Here is a 17415-nt window from a genome sequence, read left to right as displayed (position 1 = left end):
GGGCGTCGTCCGAAAAGGTGGTCGGGGGCACGGCTGGCCAGCGGAGATCATGGAATGATCACAAAGATGACTGATGACTACGGCCGGGGCGGTTACGGTGGCGCCCCGCAGCCTGCCGGCCAGCCGCAGGTTCCGCTGTGCCCGCGCCATCCTGACCGCATGGCCTTCGTGCGCTGCCAGCGCTGTGAGCGGCCAACCTGTCAGGAGTGCCAGCGGCCCGCGCCGGTCGGGATTCAGTGCGCGGACTGCGTCGCGCAGGCTCAGGCGGCGGCCCCGCGGGTGCGGCAGGCAGCCCGCCAGGCCGGTCGACCTGTGATCACGTTCACACTCATCGGGATCTGCGTGGCGGTCTTCGTGATGAACGGCGCGCTCGGTGGATACCTGAACTCGACCTTCGCCTACCGGCCGTCCCTCGGGGAATCCGAACCCTGGTTGTTCCTGACTGCGGCCTTTCTCCACAGCGGCTGGCCCCACCTGTTGATGAATATGTTCGCCCTGTTCCTCCTGGGCTCCGCCCTGGAGCCGGCACTGAAGGGCTGGCGCTACATCGCGCTGTATCTGCTCGCGGCCCTCGGCGGCTCCGTCGCCGTGCTCGTGTTCGCCGACGCGGCCGATCCCTACTCCTGGTCCTGGCCCGTGGTGGGTGCCTCCGGCGCGGTCTTCGGCCTCTTCGGTGCCTACTTCGTGGTGCTCCGGCGAATCGGCGCCGACACCACCGGCGTGCTGGTGCTGCTCGGGATCAACCTGGCCTACGGCTTCCTCGTGCCGATGATCTCCTGGCAGGCCCACGTCGGCGGGCTGCTGGTCGGCGCGATCCTGGCGCTGGCCTACACCCACCGGCCACACCGGCGTGGGGTGCCGCAACCCTCCCGCACCTCCCTGGCCGTGCCAGCCACCGTGATCATGACGGTGGCACTGGTCGCCATCACGGTGCTCCGCTACTCGCTCGTGTGAGCGGCTCGCCCCGGGGTGACATGGCTGTGACTTTCCACGAGTGTGCACACAGTTGTGGATAACTGCCTCGTGAGGACCTGGCTATCCCCAGCTGGGGACAAGTCTGGGGAGAACTACACCCGTGTAAGTCCGGACGATCCGGGCGCGGTCAACGCCACTTCATCGTCATGAGGAAGCCGCTGATCGCGATGCCGAATCCGATCACCAGGTTCCAGTTGCCCAGGCCGGGCACCGGGGCGTTCCCGCTGAACAGGTAGGTCGAGACCAGCGAGACCAGGCCGATCACCATGAGGGTGACCATGGTCGGCGCCCACCAGTGCGGGCTGCTCTCCGGCTCGGCGGTGTCCTGCTTGCGCTGCAGGCGCTGCTCGCGGTCGTCGCGGCGAGCTCGGGCCTTGGCCCGGATCTCTTCCTTGCTGGCGTCGTCGGACTTCTTGCTGGGCGTGTCGTCCGGCGTCGTCATCGGGTTACTCCTCATCGGGCCCACGTGGCCGTCGTCGTTCGGGAAGCCGCGGCGGGGCGGCGAGTTCGGGCGAACACAGCGTAGCCGGGCCGGGGCGGAAATCGTGACGATCACCTGCATCTGAGCGCAGAACGACCGCCGCAGCCCCCCGGATGACCGCTACTGGCGCACCAGGGGGGCCAGGCCCTGGGCTCGGGAGACCGCCTCGGCATCACCGGTGACGGCCAGCCAGTTCGCCAGGAGCAGGTGCCCTCCTTCGGTGAGCACCGCTTCGGGGTGGAACTGGACCCCGTGCAGGGGCAGATTCCGATGCTCCAGGCCCATCACGATGCCGTGTGCCGTCTCGGCGGTGATGGTGAGCTCCTCGGAGACGGTCTCGCGGACCACGGCCAGCGAGTGGTAGCGCGTGGCAGTGAAGGGAGTCGGCAGCCCCGTGAACACGCCGGCACCCTCATGGATGACTGCGGAGGTCTTGCCGTGCATGAGCTCGGAAGCATGCGTGACGACGCCGCCGAAGACCTCTCCGAGGGCCTGATGCCCCAGGCACACACCCAACATCGGGGTGCCGCGCTCGGCGCAGGCCTCGATCACCTCGAGGGTGGCACCGGCTTCTTTCGGTGCGCCGGGACCGGGGGAGACGAGGATCCCGTCGTATGCGTCGAACTCCGACGCTGGCGGGACGTCGTCATTACGCACCACGGTGGTGTCCGCGCCGAGCTGCTGGAGGTAGCCGACGATCGTGTAGACGAAGGAGTCATAGTTGTCGACGACCAGGATGCGGCTGCTCATGGCTCCATTCTCGCATCGAGCCTCAGTTGCCGGGGCGCCCGGGTGCCTCTCCGGATCGCCCAGGCTCTCCCGAGCCGCCATTGTTCCCGGGGTTCCCCGAGGCATCGCCGGGCGGGTCATCCGTGGGATCCTCGGTCGGCTCGTCCGTGGGCTCCGGCTCGGGCTCCGGTCCGTCCGAGAACCACACATCCACCGCAGTGCCTTCCTCGACCTCGGAGTTCGAGGAGGGCTGCCAGCGGATGATGATGCCCTCGGCAATGTCGTCGTTGTACTCGGTGTTCGAGATACCGACGACCAAGCCGGCGGACTCGATGGCAGCACGTGCCTCATCGCCGTCCATCCCACTGAGGTCCGGCACCCTCGTGAGCTCAGGTTCCGGCTCGGTGGCGATGTAGATGGTCACCTGCGTATTGCGCGAAACCTCGCTCCCGGCCGCTTCGGACTGGTCCACCACGGTGCCGGGATCGGCATCGCCGTCCTCGCGCTGCTCCGGTCGCCAGCGCAGTTGGTTGTCCTCCAGCGTCGATGCGGCCTCGTCCTGGGTCATGCCGGACAGATCGGGAACCTGCACGTACTCCGAGACCAGCACCAGGTTGACGGCGGTGCCCGGAGCGACGGGCTGTCCCACCGCAGGGTCGGTGTCCAGCACGGAGCCCACGGAGTCCTCTTCCGGAGCGATCTCGAAGGTTCGCGAGCCCACGACCAATCCGGCGTCCTGCAGTTCGGCAGTGGCGGCCTGTTCGCTCAAGCCGATGATGTCCGGGATCTCGACGTCGTCGGGGCCACCGGAGAACCAGACCTCGACGGTGCTGCCTTCCTCGACCTGCTCGCCGGCCTCGGGATCGCTGCGAGTGGCCTGCCCCTCCTCGTACTCCTCGGAGGCTTCGGTGCCGGCGTTGTCAAGGATCAGGCCCTGGTCTTCGAGAGCCTGGCGGGCCTCCACCTGAGTCAGGCCGGCCACGGAGGGCACCTCGACGATCGCGGGCTGGTCGTCCTGATTGCCGATGACGAGGGCCCAGACCACCCCCACGATGGCGAGCAGCGCGATGACGAGCAGCAGCCACACCCACCAGCGGGAGCGCTTCTCGTCCTCCTCCTCGGGAGTCACGGGGGCACCGACCATGGTGGCGGTCGGCGGGCCTCCGGCAGCCATTACCTGGGTGGGCGAACCTCCCGAACCCGGCGGAGGCGGGGCGGCCCACACGGCGGTGGCCGGTGCTTCGACCCGATCGCCGCGCACAGCAGCACGCAGGTCTGCGCGCATCGCTGCGGCATCGGAGTAGCGCTCCTCGCGATCCTTGGCCAGCGCCTTGAGGACGACGCGATCCAGAGCCTCGGGGATATCGGGCGTGACCGCAGACGGGGTGCGGGGCATCTCCCGCACGTGCTGGTAAGCTACGGCCACTGCGGAGTCGCCCTGGAACGGCGGCTGACCGGTGAGGAGTTCGAAGAGCAGGCAACCGGTGGAGTACAGGTCGGAGCGGGCATCGACCACCTCGCCACGCGCCTGCTCAGGCGAGAGGTACTGGGCGGTGCCCACCACGGCGTTGGTCTGCGTCATGGTGGCGGCCGAATCGGCCATGGCCCGGGCGATGCCGAAGTCCATCACCTTCACCTGGCCGGTGGGGGTGATCATGATGTTCCCGGGCTTCACGTCGCGGTGGACGATGCCCTCGCGGTGGGAGTACTCCAGGGCGGAGAGCACGCCGACGACGATCTCGGCGGCCTCCTCGATCGGCACCGGATCACCCGAGGCGAGCAGGGAACGGACCGTGTGGCCCTCCACGTACTCCATGACGATGTACGGCACAGTGACGAGTTGCCCGCGGGAGTCGGCGATCTCGTCCTCGGCGGTGTCGTAGACGGCGACGATGGCCGGGTGGTTCAGGGCCGCCGAGGACTGCGCCTCGCGGCGGAACCGGGCTTGGAAGGTGGCGTCCCGGGCGAGATCGGAACGCAGGATCTTCACCGCGACGGTGCGCGAGAGTCTGGTGTCGTAACCGATGTGCACCTCGGCCATGCCACCTCGGCCGATGAGATCACCGATCTCGTACCGGCCCCCGAGGAGGCGGGGGATCTCATCAGCCACGGATAGTCCTCACGATCATGGATGGTACTGGGGCTACTGCCGGGCCCGCCTGCGGCTCCACAGCGGCGTCCGGCGTCGTCACGCCGTCCTGACGGCCCAGGGTAGCGATTCCGGCCAGGGTTGCGGCCAGAACGAGCACGATCATGACCACCACCACCATCGTATGGAGCCAGATGCGATCGGCCGCGATCTCCTGCCAACTCGGTAGTCGCCAGCTCCGCGGAGCCCGGGAGGCTGCCCGGCCCTCGGGCCGCGCGGGCGTGCGGGGAACGGCAGTTCGGGCCTGCGCGCGCGTCGCAGTGGCTGCAGGCGGGGCGCTCGGTGGCGGCGCGGGGGGCGGTGGTGGCGTGGGAGGGGAAGGCGCTGGGGTGAGTTCCGGAGCGGCCGTCCCCTCGACTTCCATGGCGGCGGCGAGCTCCTGGGCGCATCGCAGCGCGCTCGCGGGTCGCTGCTCCGGAGCCTTGGCGAGCATGCGGCGCACCACCGCCGCGAGCGGGGGCGGGACCTGCGCCGGGAGCGGCGGGACCGGATCGTGGATGTGTGCCGTGGCCACCTCCACCTGGGTGGTGCCGGAATAGGGCCGTCGTCCGGTGAGCGCCTCGAAGGCCAGCACGCCGAGGGCGTAGATGTCGCCGGCCGGGCTCGCCGGTTGCCCGGTGGCCTGTTCCGGAGCGAGGTAGTGGGCCGTGCCCATGACCATCCCGGCCGAGGTCATCGTGGCTTGGTTCGCGGCCAGCGAGATGCCGAAGTCGGTGAGCTTGACCTCGCCGTCCCTGCCGAGCATGAGATTGGCCGGCTTCACGTCCCGGTGCACGATGCCGGAGTTGTGCGCGGCCTGGAGGCCGTGGCAGGCCTGGACGAGAACCGCGACCAGCTGCGCCGGCGGCATTGGTCCCTCACGGTCGAGCCACGCGGCGAGGGTCTCCCCGTGGACCAGCTCCATGACCAGAAAGCCCAGGCCGGCACCTTCGCCGTGGTCGAGCAGCACCGCGAGATTCCGGTGTTGCAGTCCGGCGGTGTTGCGAGCCTCGGCCCGGAGGCGGGCGAGGAACACGTCGTCCCCACCGAGCTCGGGACGCAGCACCTTGGCGGCCACGGTCCGGCCCAGGCGCCGGTCCAGGGCGCTCCAGACCTCACCCATGCCGCCGACCGCCAACCGCTCACGCAACTCGTAGCGCGAGCCCAGCAGCACACCCGGGCGTGGCCCCGCGGTCGGCAGGCTCATGATCCGCCTCCGACCACCGCGTCCATGACGTTTCGCGCGATCGGGGCGGCGACATCGGCGCCGAAGCCGCCGCGCTCGACCACGACGGCGACGGCGACCTCCTGGCCGTTGGCCTCGGCGAAGCCGGCGAACCAGCCATGGGGTGCCTCACCCGCACCGAGCTCCGCCGAACCTGTCTTGCCGCCGACCTCGACGCCGGGAATGGCGGCGGCCGTGCCCGAGCCGCTCTCGACGACGGCGCGCATCATCTCCTGCAACGAGGCCGCCGTCTCCGCAGAGATCGGCTGACTCCGCTCACTCGGCGAGTGCGAGGCCACCTCATCGAGGTCCGGTGTGAGTTCACTGGCCACCAGGTAGGGCTCCATGAGCGAGCCCTCGTTTGCGACGGCGGAGGCCACCATGGCCATCTGCATCGGCGTGACCATGATGTCGCCCTGACCGATGGAGGCCATGGCGAGCTGTGGTGCGTTCGGTTCCTCCGGGAACCGCGCGGGGGTGACCGACAGGGGCACCGAGAGCGGCTCGCCGAAGCCGAAGGCCTCCGCCTGCGCCCGCATCAGGTCTTCTCCGAGGTCCATGCCGATCTGAGCGAAGGTGGTGTTGCACGACCAGCGGAAGGCCTCGATCAACTCCACCTGGCCCGAGCCGTCACCGCAGATGTCCTGGCCGGGATTGCGGATGACGTGGTCGGTCAGCGGCAGCTCGAGCGTGGTGGGTCCGGGCACGATCGAGGTCGGACCGGGCGCGCCGAGCTCCTCGGCGTTCTCTTCGCCGTGCTCCTCGTCGCCGTCGTTCTCCGCCTCGCCGGTGTAGTCGAGGCCGAGTTCCTCGGCGTTCTCCAGGTAGGCGGCTGCCGTGATGATCTTGAAGGAGGAGCCCGGAGCGTACTGATCGCCGGCGATCGCGCGGTTGCGCAGGGGTACTCCGTTGTCTGCGGCAATGGCTTGCTGGTATGCCTCGTTCGCCTCGGCGCCGCTGCGCGCCGCGATCCCGTTCGGGTCGTAGCTGGGCGAGGAGTACATGGCCAGGATGGCGCCGGTGGAGGGATCGATCGCCACGACGGCACCCGGACGGTCGCCGAGGCCTTCGGCTGCGGCCCGCTGAGCTGCCGGATCGAGAGTGAGCTCGACGGCGCCGCCCTGGGGCTGTTGGCCGGTGAACAGGTTCTGGATGCGCTGCAGCAACAGCGAGTCGGCGGTGCCGCCGAGTACCGCATTGTGGGTTTGCTCGATGCCGGTCATGGCGTTGTGCGCGGTGGAGAAGTAGCCGGTCGCATGCGCGTAGAGCTCCGGCTCGGAGTAGACGCGCTGGTAGCCGTAGACGTCGTCCGAGGGAGTGGAGTAGGCGACGTTCTCCCCGGCCACGATGATCGGCCCCCGGTCCCGGCCGTACTCGCGGTAGATGGTGCGAGCGTTGCGCGGGTGCGAGTTGAGCTCGCCCGCCTGGAAGAACTGCACCCAGGTGGTGGAGAGCATCAGTGCGAGGAACATGGCGATGACGACCACGGCCAGGCGGCGCACGGGTGGGTTCATGGGCGCACCACCTCGGTGGGTCGGTCGTCATCACCCTCGGCGCTCGGGGTCGGCTCCAGTTCGCCGGTGACGTCGATGATGGGTTCCGCGCGCGGAGCGGGACGCCGGGCGGAATCGGAGATCCGCAGGAGGAGTGCCACCAGGATCCAGCTGGAGACCAGCGAGGAGCCACCCTGGGCGAGGAAGGGGGCGGTGAGGCCGGTGAGCGGGATCAAGGTGGTGATCCCGCCGACGACGACGAAGACCTGGAAGGCCATGGCCGCCGAGACGCCGGAGGCGAAGAGCTTGCCGAAGTCGTCCCGCACGCCGATGGCCACGCGCAGTCCGCGTTCGATGAGCACCAGGTACAGCATGAGGATCGCGAGCAGCCCCACCAGACCGAGTTCCTCGCCGAAGGCCGCGACGATGAAGTCCGAATGTGCCAGCGGCACGGTGGCGGGGTAGCCGCCGCCCCAGCCCGCGCCGGTCAGGCCTCCGCCGGCCAGTCCGAAGAGGCCCGAGACCGTTTGCCACGATCCATGGACCGCGCGGTCCATGATCTCGGGGTCGAAGGGGTCGAGCCACATGTCGAAGCGCGCCCGCACGTGGGTGAAGAGGCGCCCGGCGGCCACGGCGCCGGCCACGAAGAGCAGCATGCCGATGAGGATCCAACTCAGGCGCTCGGTGGCCACGTACAGCATGGCGACGAACATGCCGAAGAACAGCAGGGCGGCGCCGAGGTCGCGCTGGCCGACCAGCACCAGGATGGAGGCACCCCAGGCCAGCAGGATCGGGCCGAGGTCGCGCGCTCGCGGGAATTGGAGCCCGAGGATCTTCTTGCCCGCCAGAGTTAAGGTGTCCCGTTTGGTCACGAGGTAGCCGGCGAGGAAGATCGCCAGCACGATCTTGGCGATCTCACCCGGTTGGAAGGACATCCCGGCCGCGCGGATCCACACGCGCGCTCCGTTGACCTCAACCCCCAGGCCGGGGACCATCGGGAGCAGCAGCAGGCCGACGCCCACGACCATGGCGGTGTAGGTGTAGCGCCGCAGGATCCGGTGGTCGCGAACGATCCACAGCACGGCGGCCACGGCCACCAAAGCCACCAGGGTCCACAGCGCTTGCCGGGCGGGCAGGGGAGCATCGGCGCCTCCGCCGTGCGAGAGGCTGAGCCGCTGGATCATCACCAGGCCCAGGCCGTTGAGCGTGAGCGCGGCGGGCAGGATGACCGGGTCGGCGTACGGGGCTCGCCACCGCACCACCAGGTGGCCCACGAGCGCCACGCCGGCCGCGCCGGCTGCGTGGAGCGCGAAGTCCTCCGGCATGGCGCCGGTGATGGTCAGGCTCGACTCCGCGTGGGCGAGGAGGACCACCACCACGGCGAGGAACAGCAGTCCCAGCTCCGCGGCGCGCCCGGTGCGTGCGGGTGCCTGGGTGACCACCGCCATCAGCTCGTCGGCTCCTCGTCGGCTTCGCCGTCGGCGTCGTCCTCCCCGTCGCTCCCGGTGTCACCGGAGGACTCCTCCTCTGCGTCACCGTCGTCCTGCTGCGTGTCGTCCTCGACGACGTAGCGGCGCAGGTTCTCCACCACGGCTTCGGCCTCGGAGAGGGAGGCGCGGGTGATCGGGGTCTGCAGCCGGGTCTGGGCAGCGGGGGTGAGGGAGGCGATCTCGATGTCACTGACCTCGTGCTGGCTGGCCAGGCTCACGGGGCCGAGTTCCTGGGGTATGCCTTGGAAGATTGCGACGTAGTTCCCGGAGCCCTCATCCTCGGCGACGAAGTACTGGGTCTGGGTCCAGGTCCATCCTCCCCAGGCGCCCAGGGCGAGAACGCCGATCACCAAGAGCATGGCTACGAAGCGGCGGACCCACCGTGCGGCGGCGGACGGCGCCGGGTCGGGCTCCTCGTCCTCCTCGGTGGGCTCGCTCGCGGAGGCCAGGGCGGCGGCTCGGCCCGCGGCGCTGGTGGAGCCGCGGCTGGCCCGCAGACGGTCGGTGGCAGCCGCCCCGACGATCTGGGGCGTGGAGTCGAGTGCGGGGGTGCCGGGGGCCTCGTCGTCGATGATGTCGGCGACCACGACCGTGACGTTGTCCGGAGCGCCGGCGCGCAGGGAGAGTTCGATGAGCTCGTCGGCGCAAGCCCCCGGATCCTCCGTGGCCAGGGTCTCGGCGATGGTCTCCTCGGACACGAAACCGAAGAGCCCGTCCGAGGCGAGCAGCCAGCGGTCTCCCGGCACGGCCTCACGCACGGACTCATCGAGCTCCACATCGCCTTCGGCGTCACCCAGGGCGCGCAGGATGACGTTGCGACGGGGATGCTGCTCGGCCTCTTCGCGGGAGAGCTTGCCGGTGGAGACCAGGAACTGCACGAAGGTGTGGTCCTCCGTGACCTGGGTGAGCTGCTTGTTGCGCAGGCGGTAGGCGCGGGAGTCGCCGATGTGCACCATGGCGAGCTTGTTGGCCGAGCGCAGGATCGCGATGCAGGTGGTGCCCAGGCCCTCGAGGTTGCTGTCGGCCGCCGAGCGCGACATCAGCTCCTGATGGGCGCGTTCGACTCCGCCGCGGAGCAGGTCGAGGAGGTCATCGGGCCCGTGGGCGTCGTCGAGCTCGGCGAGGTGTGCCACCGCCACGGAGGAGGCGATGTCTCCGCCGGCTGGGCCGCCCATCCCGTCGGCCAGCACCAGCAGATGGGGGCTGGCATAGCCGGAGTCCTGGTTGGTGGAGCGCACCAGGCCGACGTCGGATCGCGCGGCGTAGCGCAGCTGAATGCTCATCGGCTCCCCTGCCTCATCGTCGCAGCTCGATCAGCGTCTGCCCGATCCGCACCTGGGCGCCGGGGGGCACCTGGACGGCAGTGGTGATGCGCTGATCGTCCACCATCGTGCCGTTGGTCGAGCCGAGGTCCTCGATCCACCAGCCGTCCTGCTGGGGGAAGAAGCGGGCATGGCGGTTGGAGGAGTAGTCGTCGTCGAGCACCAGGGTGCAGCCGGGGGAGCGCCCCACGAGGATCGTCGCCGCTCCCAGCGGCATGGACGTTCCGGCGAGCGGCCCCTGGGTGACCACCAGGCGGGTGGGAGCCGAGCGGGAGGATCGGCCGGGCGCCCGGTCGGGCAGCTGGGCGGGCCGTGAGCGGTCGCGGCCCGGGCCCCGAGCGGTGACCTTGGTGCCGAAGAGGTCCCGGCGCAGCACGTTCAGAGCGGCCAGCACGAAGAGCCACAGCAGGATCAGGAATCCCACGCGCAGGAGGGTGACGACCAGCTCACTCAAAAGGGTTACCCGCTCGCTTGATCGCCGCCGGCCCAGAACAGGATCCGGGTGCGGCCGATGGTCACGGTATTGCCGTCCACCAAGGTGGCGGCGTCCACGCGGTGCCCCTCCACGAAACTGCCGTTGGTGGAGCCGAGGTCGCGGGCGATGACGCCATCGCCGGTCACCTCGATACGCAGGTGCTTCCGCGAGACGCCGGAGTCATCCACGACGACGTCGGCTTCACTCCCGCGGCCGATCACGGTCACCGGCCCGGTGAGCAGATAGCGCTCGCCCTCGACGTCGATGATCGGATGCCGCTCCGAGGTCTTGGCCGAGGTGGCCGGAGCGACGGCGCCCTTCTTGGTCGAGGAGCGCACGGTGAAGCGGCCGGTCTGCAACGAGGCATCCTCGGCGAAAGTGACCACGACCGGCCCCACGAAGGAGTAGTTCTGCGAGGAGGCATGCTGCGTGGCGGCCTCGGCCATCTCCTCGGCGAGAGTCTCGGAGCCAAAGGACTCGACCTGCTCGAGATCAGTGGTGGAGAGGTTCACCGTGAACTCGTTGGGGACCACCGTGCGGCCGCGCGAGACGGCCGCCGAGCGGTCATCCATCTCGCGGCGGATGTTCGAGGCGATCTCGACGGGCTTGACCTCGCTGCGAAAAGCCTTGGCGAACGCCGCGGAGACGAGACGTTCAACGCCCCGCTCGAAGCGGTCGAGGACACCCATCGCGCGGCCCTTCCTTTCGTGGCGGACTCTTGATCGTACCGAGCGTAACGATCTCATCACACGAAGGGCAGTGCGAGCGTCACCCTGGAGGGGGAGGCGGTGTCCTCCCGGAGCAGCAGCGACCGGAAGCTTGGAGCCCTCCGACTCGGCTCGGTGGCCGGAATCACGGCCGTGTGGCGGTCTGGAGCGTCGAGTTCGCGCGGTTCTGCGTGCTAGCGTTGCCTGCGCTGTTGAAGTACTGCGCGAGTGGCGGAATAGGCAGACGCGCACGGTTCAGGTCCGTGTGCCCGAAAGGGCGTGGGGGTTCAACTCCCCCCTCGCGCACCGCGAAGACCATGGCCTCTGACCTGGGGTTTTATCCCTCGGGTCGGGGGCCATCGTCGTTGGAAGTGCTAGAGAGACTGCTAAGCCTGTCCGAGGCGGGCGGCGCGGCAGTCCACGGCCGACCACTGCATGGTCGGGGTGACGTGGGTGAGGCTGTCGAAGCTTGCTGTCTCCCAGTCCAGGCGCCGAGCCCATCGACTGGTCATCGCATCGGATGAGCGGAGCTGCCGTCCTCGTCAGCGAAGACGTAGGCGTCATGCTAGGCGAGGTCGAAGGACAACTCGGCGCGGGTGACCTAGGAGGCGAGGATCCCTGCCCCACCTTGTCCTTGCGGCCGGAGGTCTCCAGGTCGCGGTAGTGCCGGGCGATCCGGGTGGCGGAGAACTTCTCGTGCGCGGTTCGCTGCTTCAGCGCCTCCTCTGTGCGACAAAGCTTCAGTAATCGCTTGACTATTATTGGCGAGAGCCCCATACTTAAGCACATGCTTGACCATGACCGGATGGACCTTCTGTTGCATGCCCTTGGTGATCGCACTCGGCGGAACATTGTGGAGCGGTTGACGGCCGGGCCCGCATCGGCGAGTCAGTTGGCACGGCCCCATCAGATGACGTTGTCCGCTGTGATGCAGCACCTGGCGGTGCTTGAACGCGCGGGCCTGGTGCGCTCACAGAAGATCGGCCGGGTCCGCAGCTACCAGCTCGACGCGGCACCTTTGCGCGCGGCCGAGTCCTGGATGTCCACCCAGCGCACCGCCTGGGAGGCCGGACTGGACCGGCTGAGCGAAGTGCTGATGCAGGACGACACGGAAAGAGGATGACCGATGAGTACGACCGCAGGCTCGATGCACTCGACCTTCACCATCGAACGGCACTACCCGATACCGCCCGAGCGGGTCTTCACGGCCTGGCAGGACCCCGGACTCAAGTCTCGGTGGTTCGCCGGCCCAGGTGCCGCGCACGACATGGACTTCCGCGTCGGCGGCACCGAGACGGTCCAGGAGCGACGGTCCGGGAGTGAGGAGCTGCGCTTCACCTCGACGTATCAGGAGATCCGTCCCTGGGAACTGATCCTGTACTCCTCGACGATGCACCGCGGGCGCACCCTGGGTACCGTCTCCGTGACCACGGTGGAGTTCGTGTCGCGGGACGGCGGCACTCGCCTGGTGCTGACAGAGCACGGCGTCTACCTCACGGATTGGGAAGGGCCGGCCTCGCGTGAGGAAGGCACTGCCGCCTGGCTTGACCAGCTCGGCGCCCACCTCGCTCGGGCCAGCACCTGATACGGCCGCCGGAAGCCCGATGATGACCGCCCCGCCACGGGTTGGCGTCAGCAAGCCGATCGCTCTGGCTGTGCTCTGTGCGGCCTTCTTCATGGGTGTCCTGGACTCCACCAGCGTGTTCGCGGCCCTGCCATCGATCGGCCGGGACCTGGGCATGGGGCAGGCTTCGTTGTCCTGGGTCGTGACCATCTACGGGGTCATCGTGGCAGGATTCATGCTTCCCTGCGGGCGCCTGGCCGACCTCATCGGGCGTCGTCGTGTCTTCCTGGTGGCCATCGCCATCTTCGCCGGGGGCTCCCTGGCGTGCGGCCTAGCGGCATCCGGCGGAGCGCTGATCGCGGCCCGGGGCGTTCAGGCGCTCGGCGCTGCGGCGCTGACCCCGGCGGCCTTAGCCCTGCTGTTGAGCCTGTTCCCCGACGGGCCCGGCCGGAATCGCGCACTCGCGATCTGGGGTGGGCTCGGTGGCATCGGGGCGACCTGCGGCCTGGTGCTCGGCGGGATGGTCACCGACTTGGCTGGCTGGGTCTGGATCTTCTATGTCAACGTCCCGGTCTGCGGGCTGCTCGCCGGGCTCGTTCCGAGGGTGCTCCCGGAATCCCGGGCGGCCGGTCGGCCTAAGCTAGACGTGCCCGGCGGCCTTGTCATCTCGGGTGGGCTGATGCTGTTGGCGCTCGGGCTCCTGGAGTTCCCGACCTCCGGGTGGGGGCCGCGCACCTGGGCGCCCCTGGCCGGTGCCGCCGTGGCGGGCGGACTCCTGGTGCTCATCGAGCGCCACAGCGCCAACCCGATACTCCCGCCGCGTCTGTTCCGCTCCCGCCCACTGGTGATCGGCAATGCCGTCATCCTGGCTGCTGGTATCTGCGTCAACGGCCTCCTGGCCACTGCGACTCTCTACACTCAGCAGGTGCTGAACCTCTCACCGTTGCTGTTCGGCACAATCTTGGCCTCGATGACGATCGGTTCGGTGCTTACCGTCGCCTACGGCCAGCGCGTCGTCACCCATTCGGGCGTCCGAGTCGTTGCTGTCAGCGGGATGGGCCTGCTCGCCGTCGCAGGGGCATCCTTCCGGCTGCTGCCCGCCGACCATACCGGCCTGCCTCTGCTCCTCGGCGGACTGATCGTCTTCGGCGCGGGTATGGGCGCCGCCTTCGTCGCCGGTCAGATTGCCGCGGTAGGCGGGGTCGATCCCGCGGATGCTGGTGCCGCCTCCGGGATCGAAGAGACATCCTTCACGATCGGTTGCATACTCGGCGTAGTCATCGTGACGGCGGTGTCAATGGCGGCCGTCGCCGGTTCTGCGACGGGGAACGACCGGCTCTCGGGCCTGCATGCCGCCTTCACGGCACTGGCCGTCATCGCTGCCGCTGGTGGCTTGGCGTCTCTGACGCTTCCCCGGCATCCCCAGTGAGCCCTCCGAGTAGCGATCATCGAGGGCGGAGCCGGTGAGTCTGGTCTGCCCGGCGTGTTGGCGTGCTCTTCCGCACTCGTGGACCAGCGGAGAGTCGTGAGCGGAGGGGCTGTCACAGTCCGATATCAACCGCGCTCTCCAGCCTCGTGCTCATTCGACTGATGGCGCGCGGCTTCCGGAGCACCCGGGTGATCGGCAGTTGACCCAGGCCCCGAGCTGACGGCGGGTGACAGAGCACGGCTCGGTGACCTTTCACCGGGGCTGCCACGATCAGCTTATCGGTCGCGGGGGGTCTTGCCGCAAGGCCCCCCGTCTGCCGCAGAATCACGACTCCCCTCGCGCCCCCGGTGCTCCGTGACCCCGCGTCCGTCGCACCCCTCGCCCCCGGAGTTGATCACGTGCCTGCCGCCCTGCCCTCCGCCTTCGCTCTGCCCAGCCGCCTGTCCGCCAAGGCCGCTCCGGCCCTGATCGCTGAGGACGAAGCCCACTTCGCCGCGATCGACGAAACCTTGGAGGACACGATCAGCGACCTCTCGAGCCGCCTCGAATCCGAGCGGCGCGCGCCCGGCCGGTCCGGGCAGGGCGCGCTGGAACGCGATCTGGAGATCCGGCGGCTCTCGGCGAGGTTGCGGACCGTGCGGAGGTTCGGCATCGACCTCTGCCTGGGGAAGGCCGTCCCGGCGGACGGCAGCCCGCCGGTCTACATCGGCCGGCTGGGTCTCGCCGACGCCACTGGTCGCCGACTGCTCGTGGATTGGCGCTCCCCGGCTGCGGAGCCCTTCTTCGGCGCCACGCACGCCGAACCGATGGGCTTGGTGAGCCGACGGCGGTATCGCTGGAGCGGCAGGCGGGTGAGTGACTACTGGGATGAGGCCTTCTCCGTCGAGGGTCTTCGGGAGCATGCCGCCCTGGACGAGCACTCCGCGTTCCTCGCCAGTCTCGGTGGCAGTCGCTCTTCCCGCATGCGTGACGTGCTCGGCACGATCCAGGCCGACCAGGACGCCATCATCCGCGCTGGCTCGCGCGGTGCCCTGGTGGTCGACGGCGGCCCAGGAACCGGAAAGACCGTCGTAGCTCTGCACCGGGCCGCCTACCTCCTGTACTCCGACCCGCAGATCGACGAGCGGCGCGGCGGCGTCCTCGTGATCGGCCCGCACGCGCCCTATCTCGACTACGTGGCCGACGTGCTGCCCAGCCTCGGCGAGGAAGGAGTGCGTACCTGCACCCTGCGCGATCTCGTGCCCGAGGGCGCGACGGCCGGAACCGAGCCCGAGCCCGAGGTGGCCCGGGTGAAGTCTTCCGCGCGCCTGGTCGCGGCGGTGGACCGCGCTGTCGCCCTCTACGAGGAACCGCCCTCGGAGGGGATGACCGTGGTGACCTCGTGGGACGAGGTCTGGCTTGCGCCGGCCGACTGGGCCCGGGCCTTCGCTGCGCCCGAACCCGGCACCGCGCACAACGAGGCGCGTGAGGCTATCCGCGAGGAGCTGACCGAGATCCTCCTGGAGAAACACGACGCGGAGGTTCCGGCCGAACAGCTCCGCCGGGAAGTGCGCCACGACCGGGAACTGATGGGAGCGGTGAACCGTGCCTGGCCGCTGCTCGATCCCGCAGAGGTGGTAGGAGACCTCTGGGAGGTACCTGCCTACCTCAGGCTCTGCGCGCCCTGGCTCACGCCCGAGGAAGCCGGTCTCCTGAGGCGTCGCGCGCCACAGGCCTGGACCGAGTCCGACCTTCCGCTGCTGGACGCCGCCCGGCGGCGCCTCGGCGATGCCGGTTCCGAACGGCGTCGCCGGCGAGAGGAGGCTGCCGTGGCGCGCCGGCGCGAGCGAATGGCTGATGTGGTCGATGATCTGCGCGCCGCTGACGACAGCGACCTGCAGATCATGGGGATGCTCGGCGGGGCTGATCTGAGCACCGCTCTGGTGGAGGACGTGGTTCGAGGAGAGGTGCACCGGGATCCGCTGGGCGGCCCCTTCGCGCACATCGTCGTCGACGAAGCCCAGGAGCTGACCGACTCCGAGTGGCAGATGGTGCTGGCCCGCTGCCCGTCGCGCAGCCTCACGGTGGTCGGTGACCGTGCCCAGGCTCGGCGCGGCTTCCGCGAATCCTGGCAGGAGCGCCTGGCCCGGGTGGGCGTGGGTAAGGCCCGCGCTGCGTCCTTGCTCCTCAACTACCGGACTCCGGAAGAGGTGATGGCGGCCGCCGAGCCCGTCATCCGTGCGGTGCTGCCGGACGCGAATGTGCCGGCCTCGGTCCGCAGCGGTGGCGTGCCAGTTGAGCGGTACCCCGCAGCAGATCGGGACGCGATTCTCATGGCGTGGCTCGACGAGCACGACGAGGGCACCGCCTGTGTCATCGGCGACCCGGCCTTCGCCGGCGCGGACCGCATCCGGTCCCTCAGTGCGGTGGAGGCCAAGGGCTTGGAGTTCGATCTCGTGGTGCTCGCAGCAACCTCGCCGTCCGGGGATGACGTGACCGATGCCGTCGATCGCTACGTGGCCATGACCCGGGCCACGCGCCGTCTGGTGATCCTCGAGTAACCGGGGGAGGACGTCGCTCCGGCTCCCAGCCCCTCGCCCTGACGCCGGACCTGGGGCCGGGGCACATGGGCGGGCGCGCTCAGCCCGCAGTGCCGGAGCGGACCTTCGCGTCCAAGCCGGAGATGATCAGGTCCAGGCCGAGGTCGAACTCGGCGTCGACGCCGTTGTCGGTCTCGACGACCGGCGTATCGGCGGCGATGTAGTTCCCCGACTCGATGACCGGCACCAGATGGGGGAAGCGCTCGGCAGTGATGACCTCCGCAAGAGCCTGTGCACCCTCGGCGGGGATGGTCACGACCCCCTCATCTGCGAGGTCTTGCTCGAGTTCCACCGAGGAGGACACGTGTTGGGAGATCACCAGGATGGTGGCGATCTTGACATCGTCATCCAGTGGCAGTTCTTTCATCGCCGCCAGGCCGAGGTCCGCGGCCCGGACGCTGTTGGGCATCAGGATCGAGACCGGACCCCGGGGGATCTGCAGTGCCCAGGGATGAGCCCGGTATGCCTCCCGGACCATCAGGGCCCAGACGCGCAGCGCCTCGCTCCAGTCGGCGGGGAGCTTGAGCTTCTCTGGCACGCTCAGCGCCGCGTCCTGCATCAGCCGTAGCAACTCGTCCTTGCTGGAGACGTACCGGTAGAGCGACATCGTGGTGAATCCCAGGGCCTTTGCCACCGCCTGCATGGTGACGGCGGCGAGGCCTTCGGTGTCGGCGACCTCGATGGCTGCCTCCACGATCCGCTCATGGCTCAGCGCCCGGCTCGGTCCGCGCTGGGGCGCCTCGTGCATCCCCCAGGCGATGGCCACAACGCGGGGCAGTCCAGTCTCCGTGGCGTCGGTCATGGCGGCCATCCTCCCA

Annotated in this window: 15 protein-coding genes and 1 tRNA gene; 6 read left to right on the top strand and 10 right to left on the bottom strand. The window is 69.3% G+C overall.

The features are described from left to right. Positions 1–312 precede the first annotated feature (312 nt). Positions 313–954, top strand: a complete 642-nt coding sequence (locus tag EDD31_RS06350) for a rhomboid family intramembrane serine protease (protein ID WP_245990956.1) — start codon at positions 313–315, stop codon at positions 952–954. A gap of 148 nt (positions 955–1102) precedes the next feature. Here EDD31_RS06350 and EDD31_RS06345 read toward each other — a convergent pair whose 3' ends face one another. The 9 genes from EDD31_RS06345 to EDD31_RS06305 form a co-directional block, all read right to left on the bottom strand. Continuing rightward, positions 1103–1417, bottom strand: a complete 315-nt coding sequence (locus EDD31_RS06345) for a cell division protein CrgA (RefSeq protein ID WP_170163215.1) — start codon at positions 1415–1417, stop codon at positions 1103–1105. 159 nt (positions 1418–1576) lie between these two features. Further along, on the bottom strand, positions 1577–2206 hold the full coding sequence (locus tag EDD31_RS06340; RefSeq protein WP_123303417.1) for an aminodeoxychorismate/anthranilate synthase component II: 630 nt from the start codon (positions 2204–2206) through the stop codon (positions 1577–1579). Positions 2207–2228: 22 nt separating this feature from the next. Beyond that, positions 2229–4295: a Stk1 family PASTA domain-containing Ser/Thr kinase gene (gene pknB / locus EDD31_RS06335; RefSeq protein WP_123303416.1), complete on the bottom strand. Its 2067-nt coding sequence runs from the start codon at positions 4293–4295 to the stop codon at positions 2229–2231. Beyond that, positions 4288–5520, bottom strand: a complete 1233-nt coding sequence (locus tag EDD31_RS06330; RefSeq protein WP_123303415.1) for a serine/threonine-protein kinase — start codon at positions 5518–5520, stop codon at positions 4288–4290. Before EDD31_RS06330 ends, pknB begins: the two co-directional genes overlap by 8 nt. Beyond that, positions 5517–7052 carry a peptidoglycan D,D-transpeptidase FtsI family protein gene (locus EDD31_RS06325; RefSeq protein WP_123303414.1) on the bottom strand — a complete coding sequence of 512 codons (1536 nt, stop codon included), beginning with the start codon at positions 7050–7052 and terminating at the stop codon, positions 5517–5519. Before EDD31_RS06325 ends, EDD31_RS06330 begins: the two co-directional genes overlap by 4 nt. Continuing rightward, a complete protein-coding gene (locus EDD31_RS06320; RefSeq protein ID WP_123303413.1) occupies positions 7049–8479 on the bottom strand; it encodes an FtsW/RodA/SpoVE family cell cycle protein in 1431 nt (476 codons plus the stop codon). The genes EDD31_RS06325 and EDD31_RS06320 overlap by 4 nt, the downstream gene beginning before the upstream one ends. Then, entirely contained in the window at positions 8479–9804 is a 1326-nt protein-coding gene (locus tag EDD31_RS06315; RefSeq protein ID WP_123303412.1) for a PP2C family protein-serine/threonine phosphatase, read from the bottom strand. The genes EDD31_RS06320 and EDD31_RS06315 overlap by 1 nt, the downstream gene beginning before the upstream one ends. 13 nt (positions 9805–9817) lie before the next feature. Then, complete coding sequence (locus EDD31_RS06310; RefSeq protein WP_123303411.1) at positions 9818–10297, bottom strand: FHA domain-containing protein FhaB/FipA; 480 nt, start codon at positions 10295–10297, stop codon at positions 9818–9820. A gap of 5 nt (positions 10298–10302) precedes the next feature. After that, positions 10303–11007 (bottom strand): FHA domain-containing protein, encoded by a 705-nt coding sequence (locus tag EDD31_RS06305; protein ID WP_123303410.1) that lies wholly within the window; start codon positions 11005–11007, stop codon positions 10303–10305. Between the two features lie 240 nt (positions 11008–11247). On the opposite strand from EDD31_RS06305, the gene EDD31_RS06300 reads away from it, so the two are divergent. The 5 genes from EDD31_RS06300 (at position 11248) to helR (ending at position 16558) form a co-directional block, all read left to right on the top strand. Next, positions 11248–11331: transfer RNA gene (locus EDD31_RS06300), tRNA-Leu, on the top strand. Between the two features lie 481 nt (positions 11332–11812). After that, positions 11813–12148 carry an ArsR/SmtB family transcription factor gene (locus EDD31_RS06295; RefSeq protein ID WP_123305211.1) on the top strand — a complete coding sequence of 112 codons (336 nt, stop codon included), beginning with the start codon at positions 11813–11815 and terminating at the stop codon, positions 12146–12148. A gap of 3 nt (positions 12149–12151) precedes the next feature. After that, positions 12152–12610 carry an SRPBCC family protein gene (locus tag EDD31_RS06290; protein WP_123303409.1) on the top strand — a complete coding sequence of 153 codons (459 nt, stop codon included), beginning with the start codon at positions 12152–12154 and terminating at the stop codon, positions 12608–12610. A 22-nt stretch (positions 12611–12632) separates the two neighbouring features. Further along, a complete protein-coding gene (locus EDD31_RS06285; protein WP_170163214.1) occupies positions 12633–14018 on the top strand; it encodes an MFS transporter in 1386 nt (461 codons plus the stop codon). A 398-nt stretch (positions 14019–14416) separates the two neighbouring features. Further along, positions 14417–16558, top strand: a complete 2142-nt coding sequence (helR, locus tag EDD31_RS06280; RefSeq protein WP_123303407.1) for an RNA polymerase recycling motor ATPase HelR — start codon at positions 14417–14419, stop codon at positions 16556–16558. 79 nt (positions 16559–16637) lie between these two features. On the opposite strand, the gene EDD31_RS06275 is transcribed toward helR, so the two are convergent. Further along, positions 16638–17399, bottom strand: a complete 762-nt coding sequence (locus EDD31_RS06275) for a TetR/AcrR family transcriptional regulator (RefSeq protein ID WP_170163213.1) — start codon at positions 17397–17399, stop codon at positions 16638–16640. Between the last annotated feature and the right edge of the window lie 16 nt (positions 17400–17415).

Origin of the sequence: Bogoriella caseilytica (assembly GCF_003752405.1) — a bacterium.
Lineage (GTDB): Bacteria > Actinomycetota > Actinomycetes > Actinomycetales > Actinomycetaceae > Allobogoriella > Allobogoriella caseilytica.
Note: the sequence above shows the minus strand (reverse complement) of the source record. Positions and strands in the feature narration are given on the sequence as shown.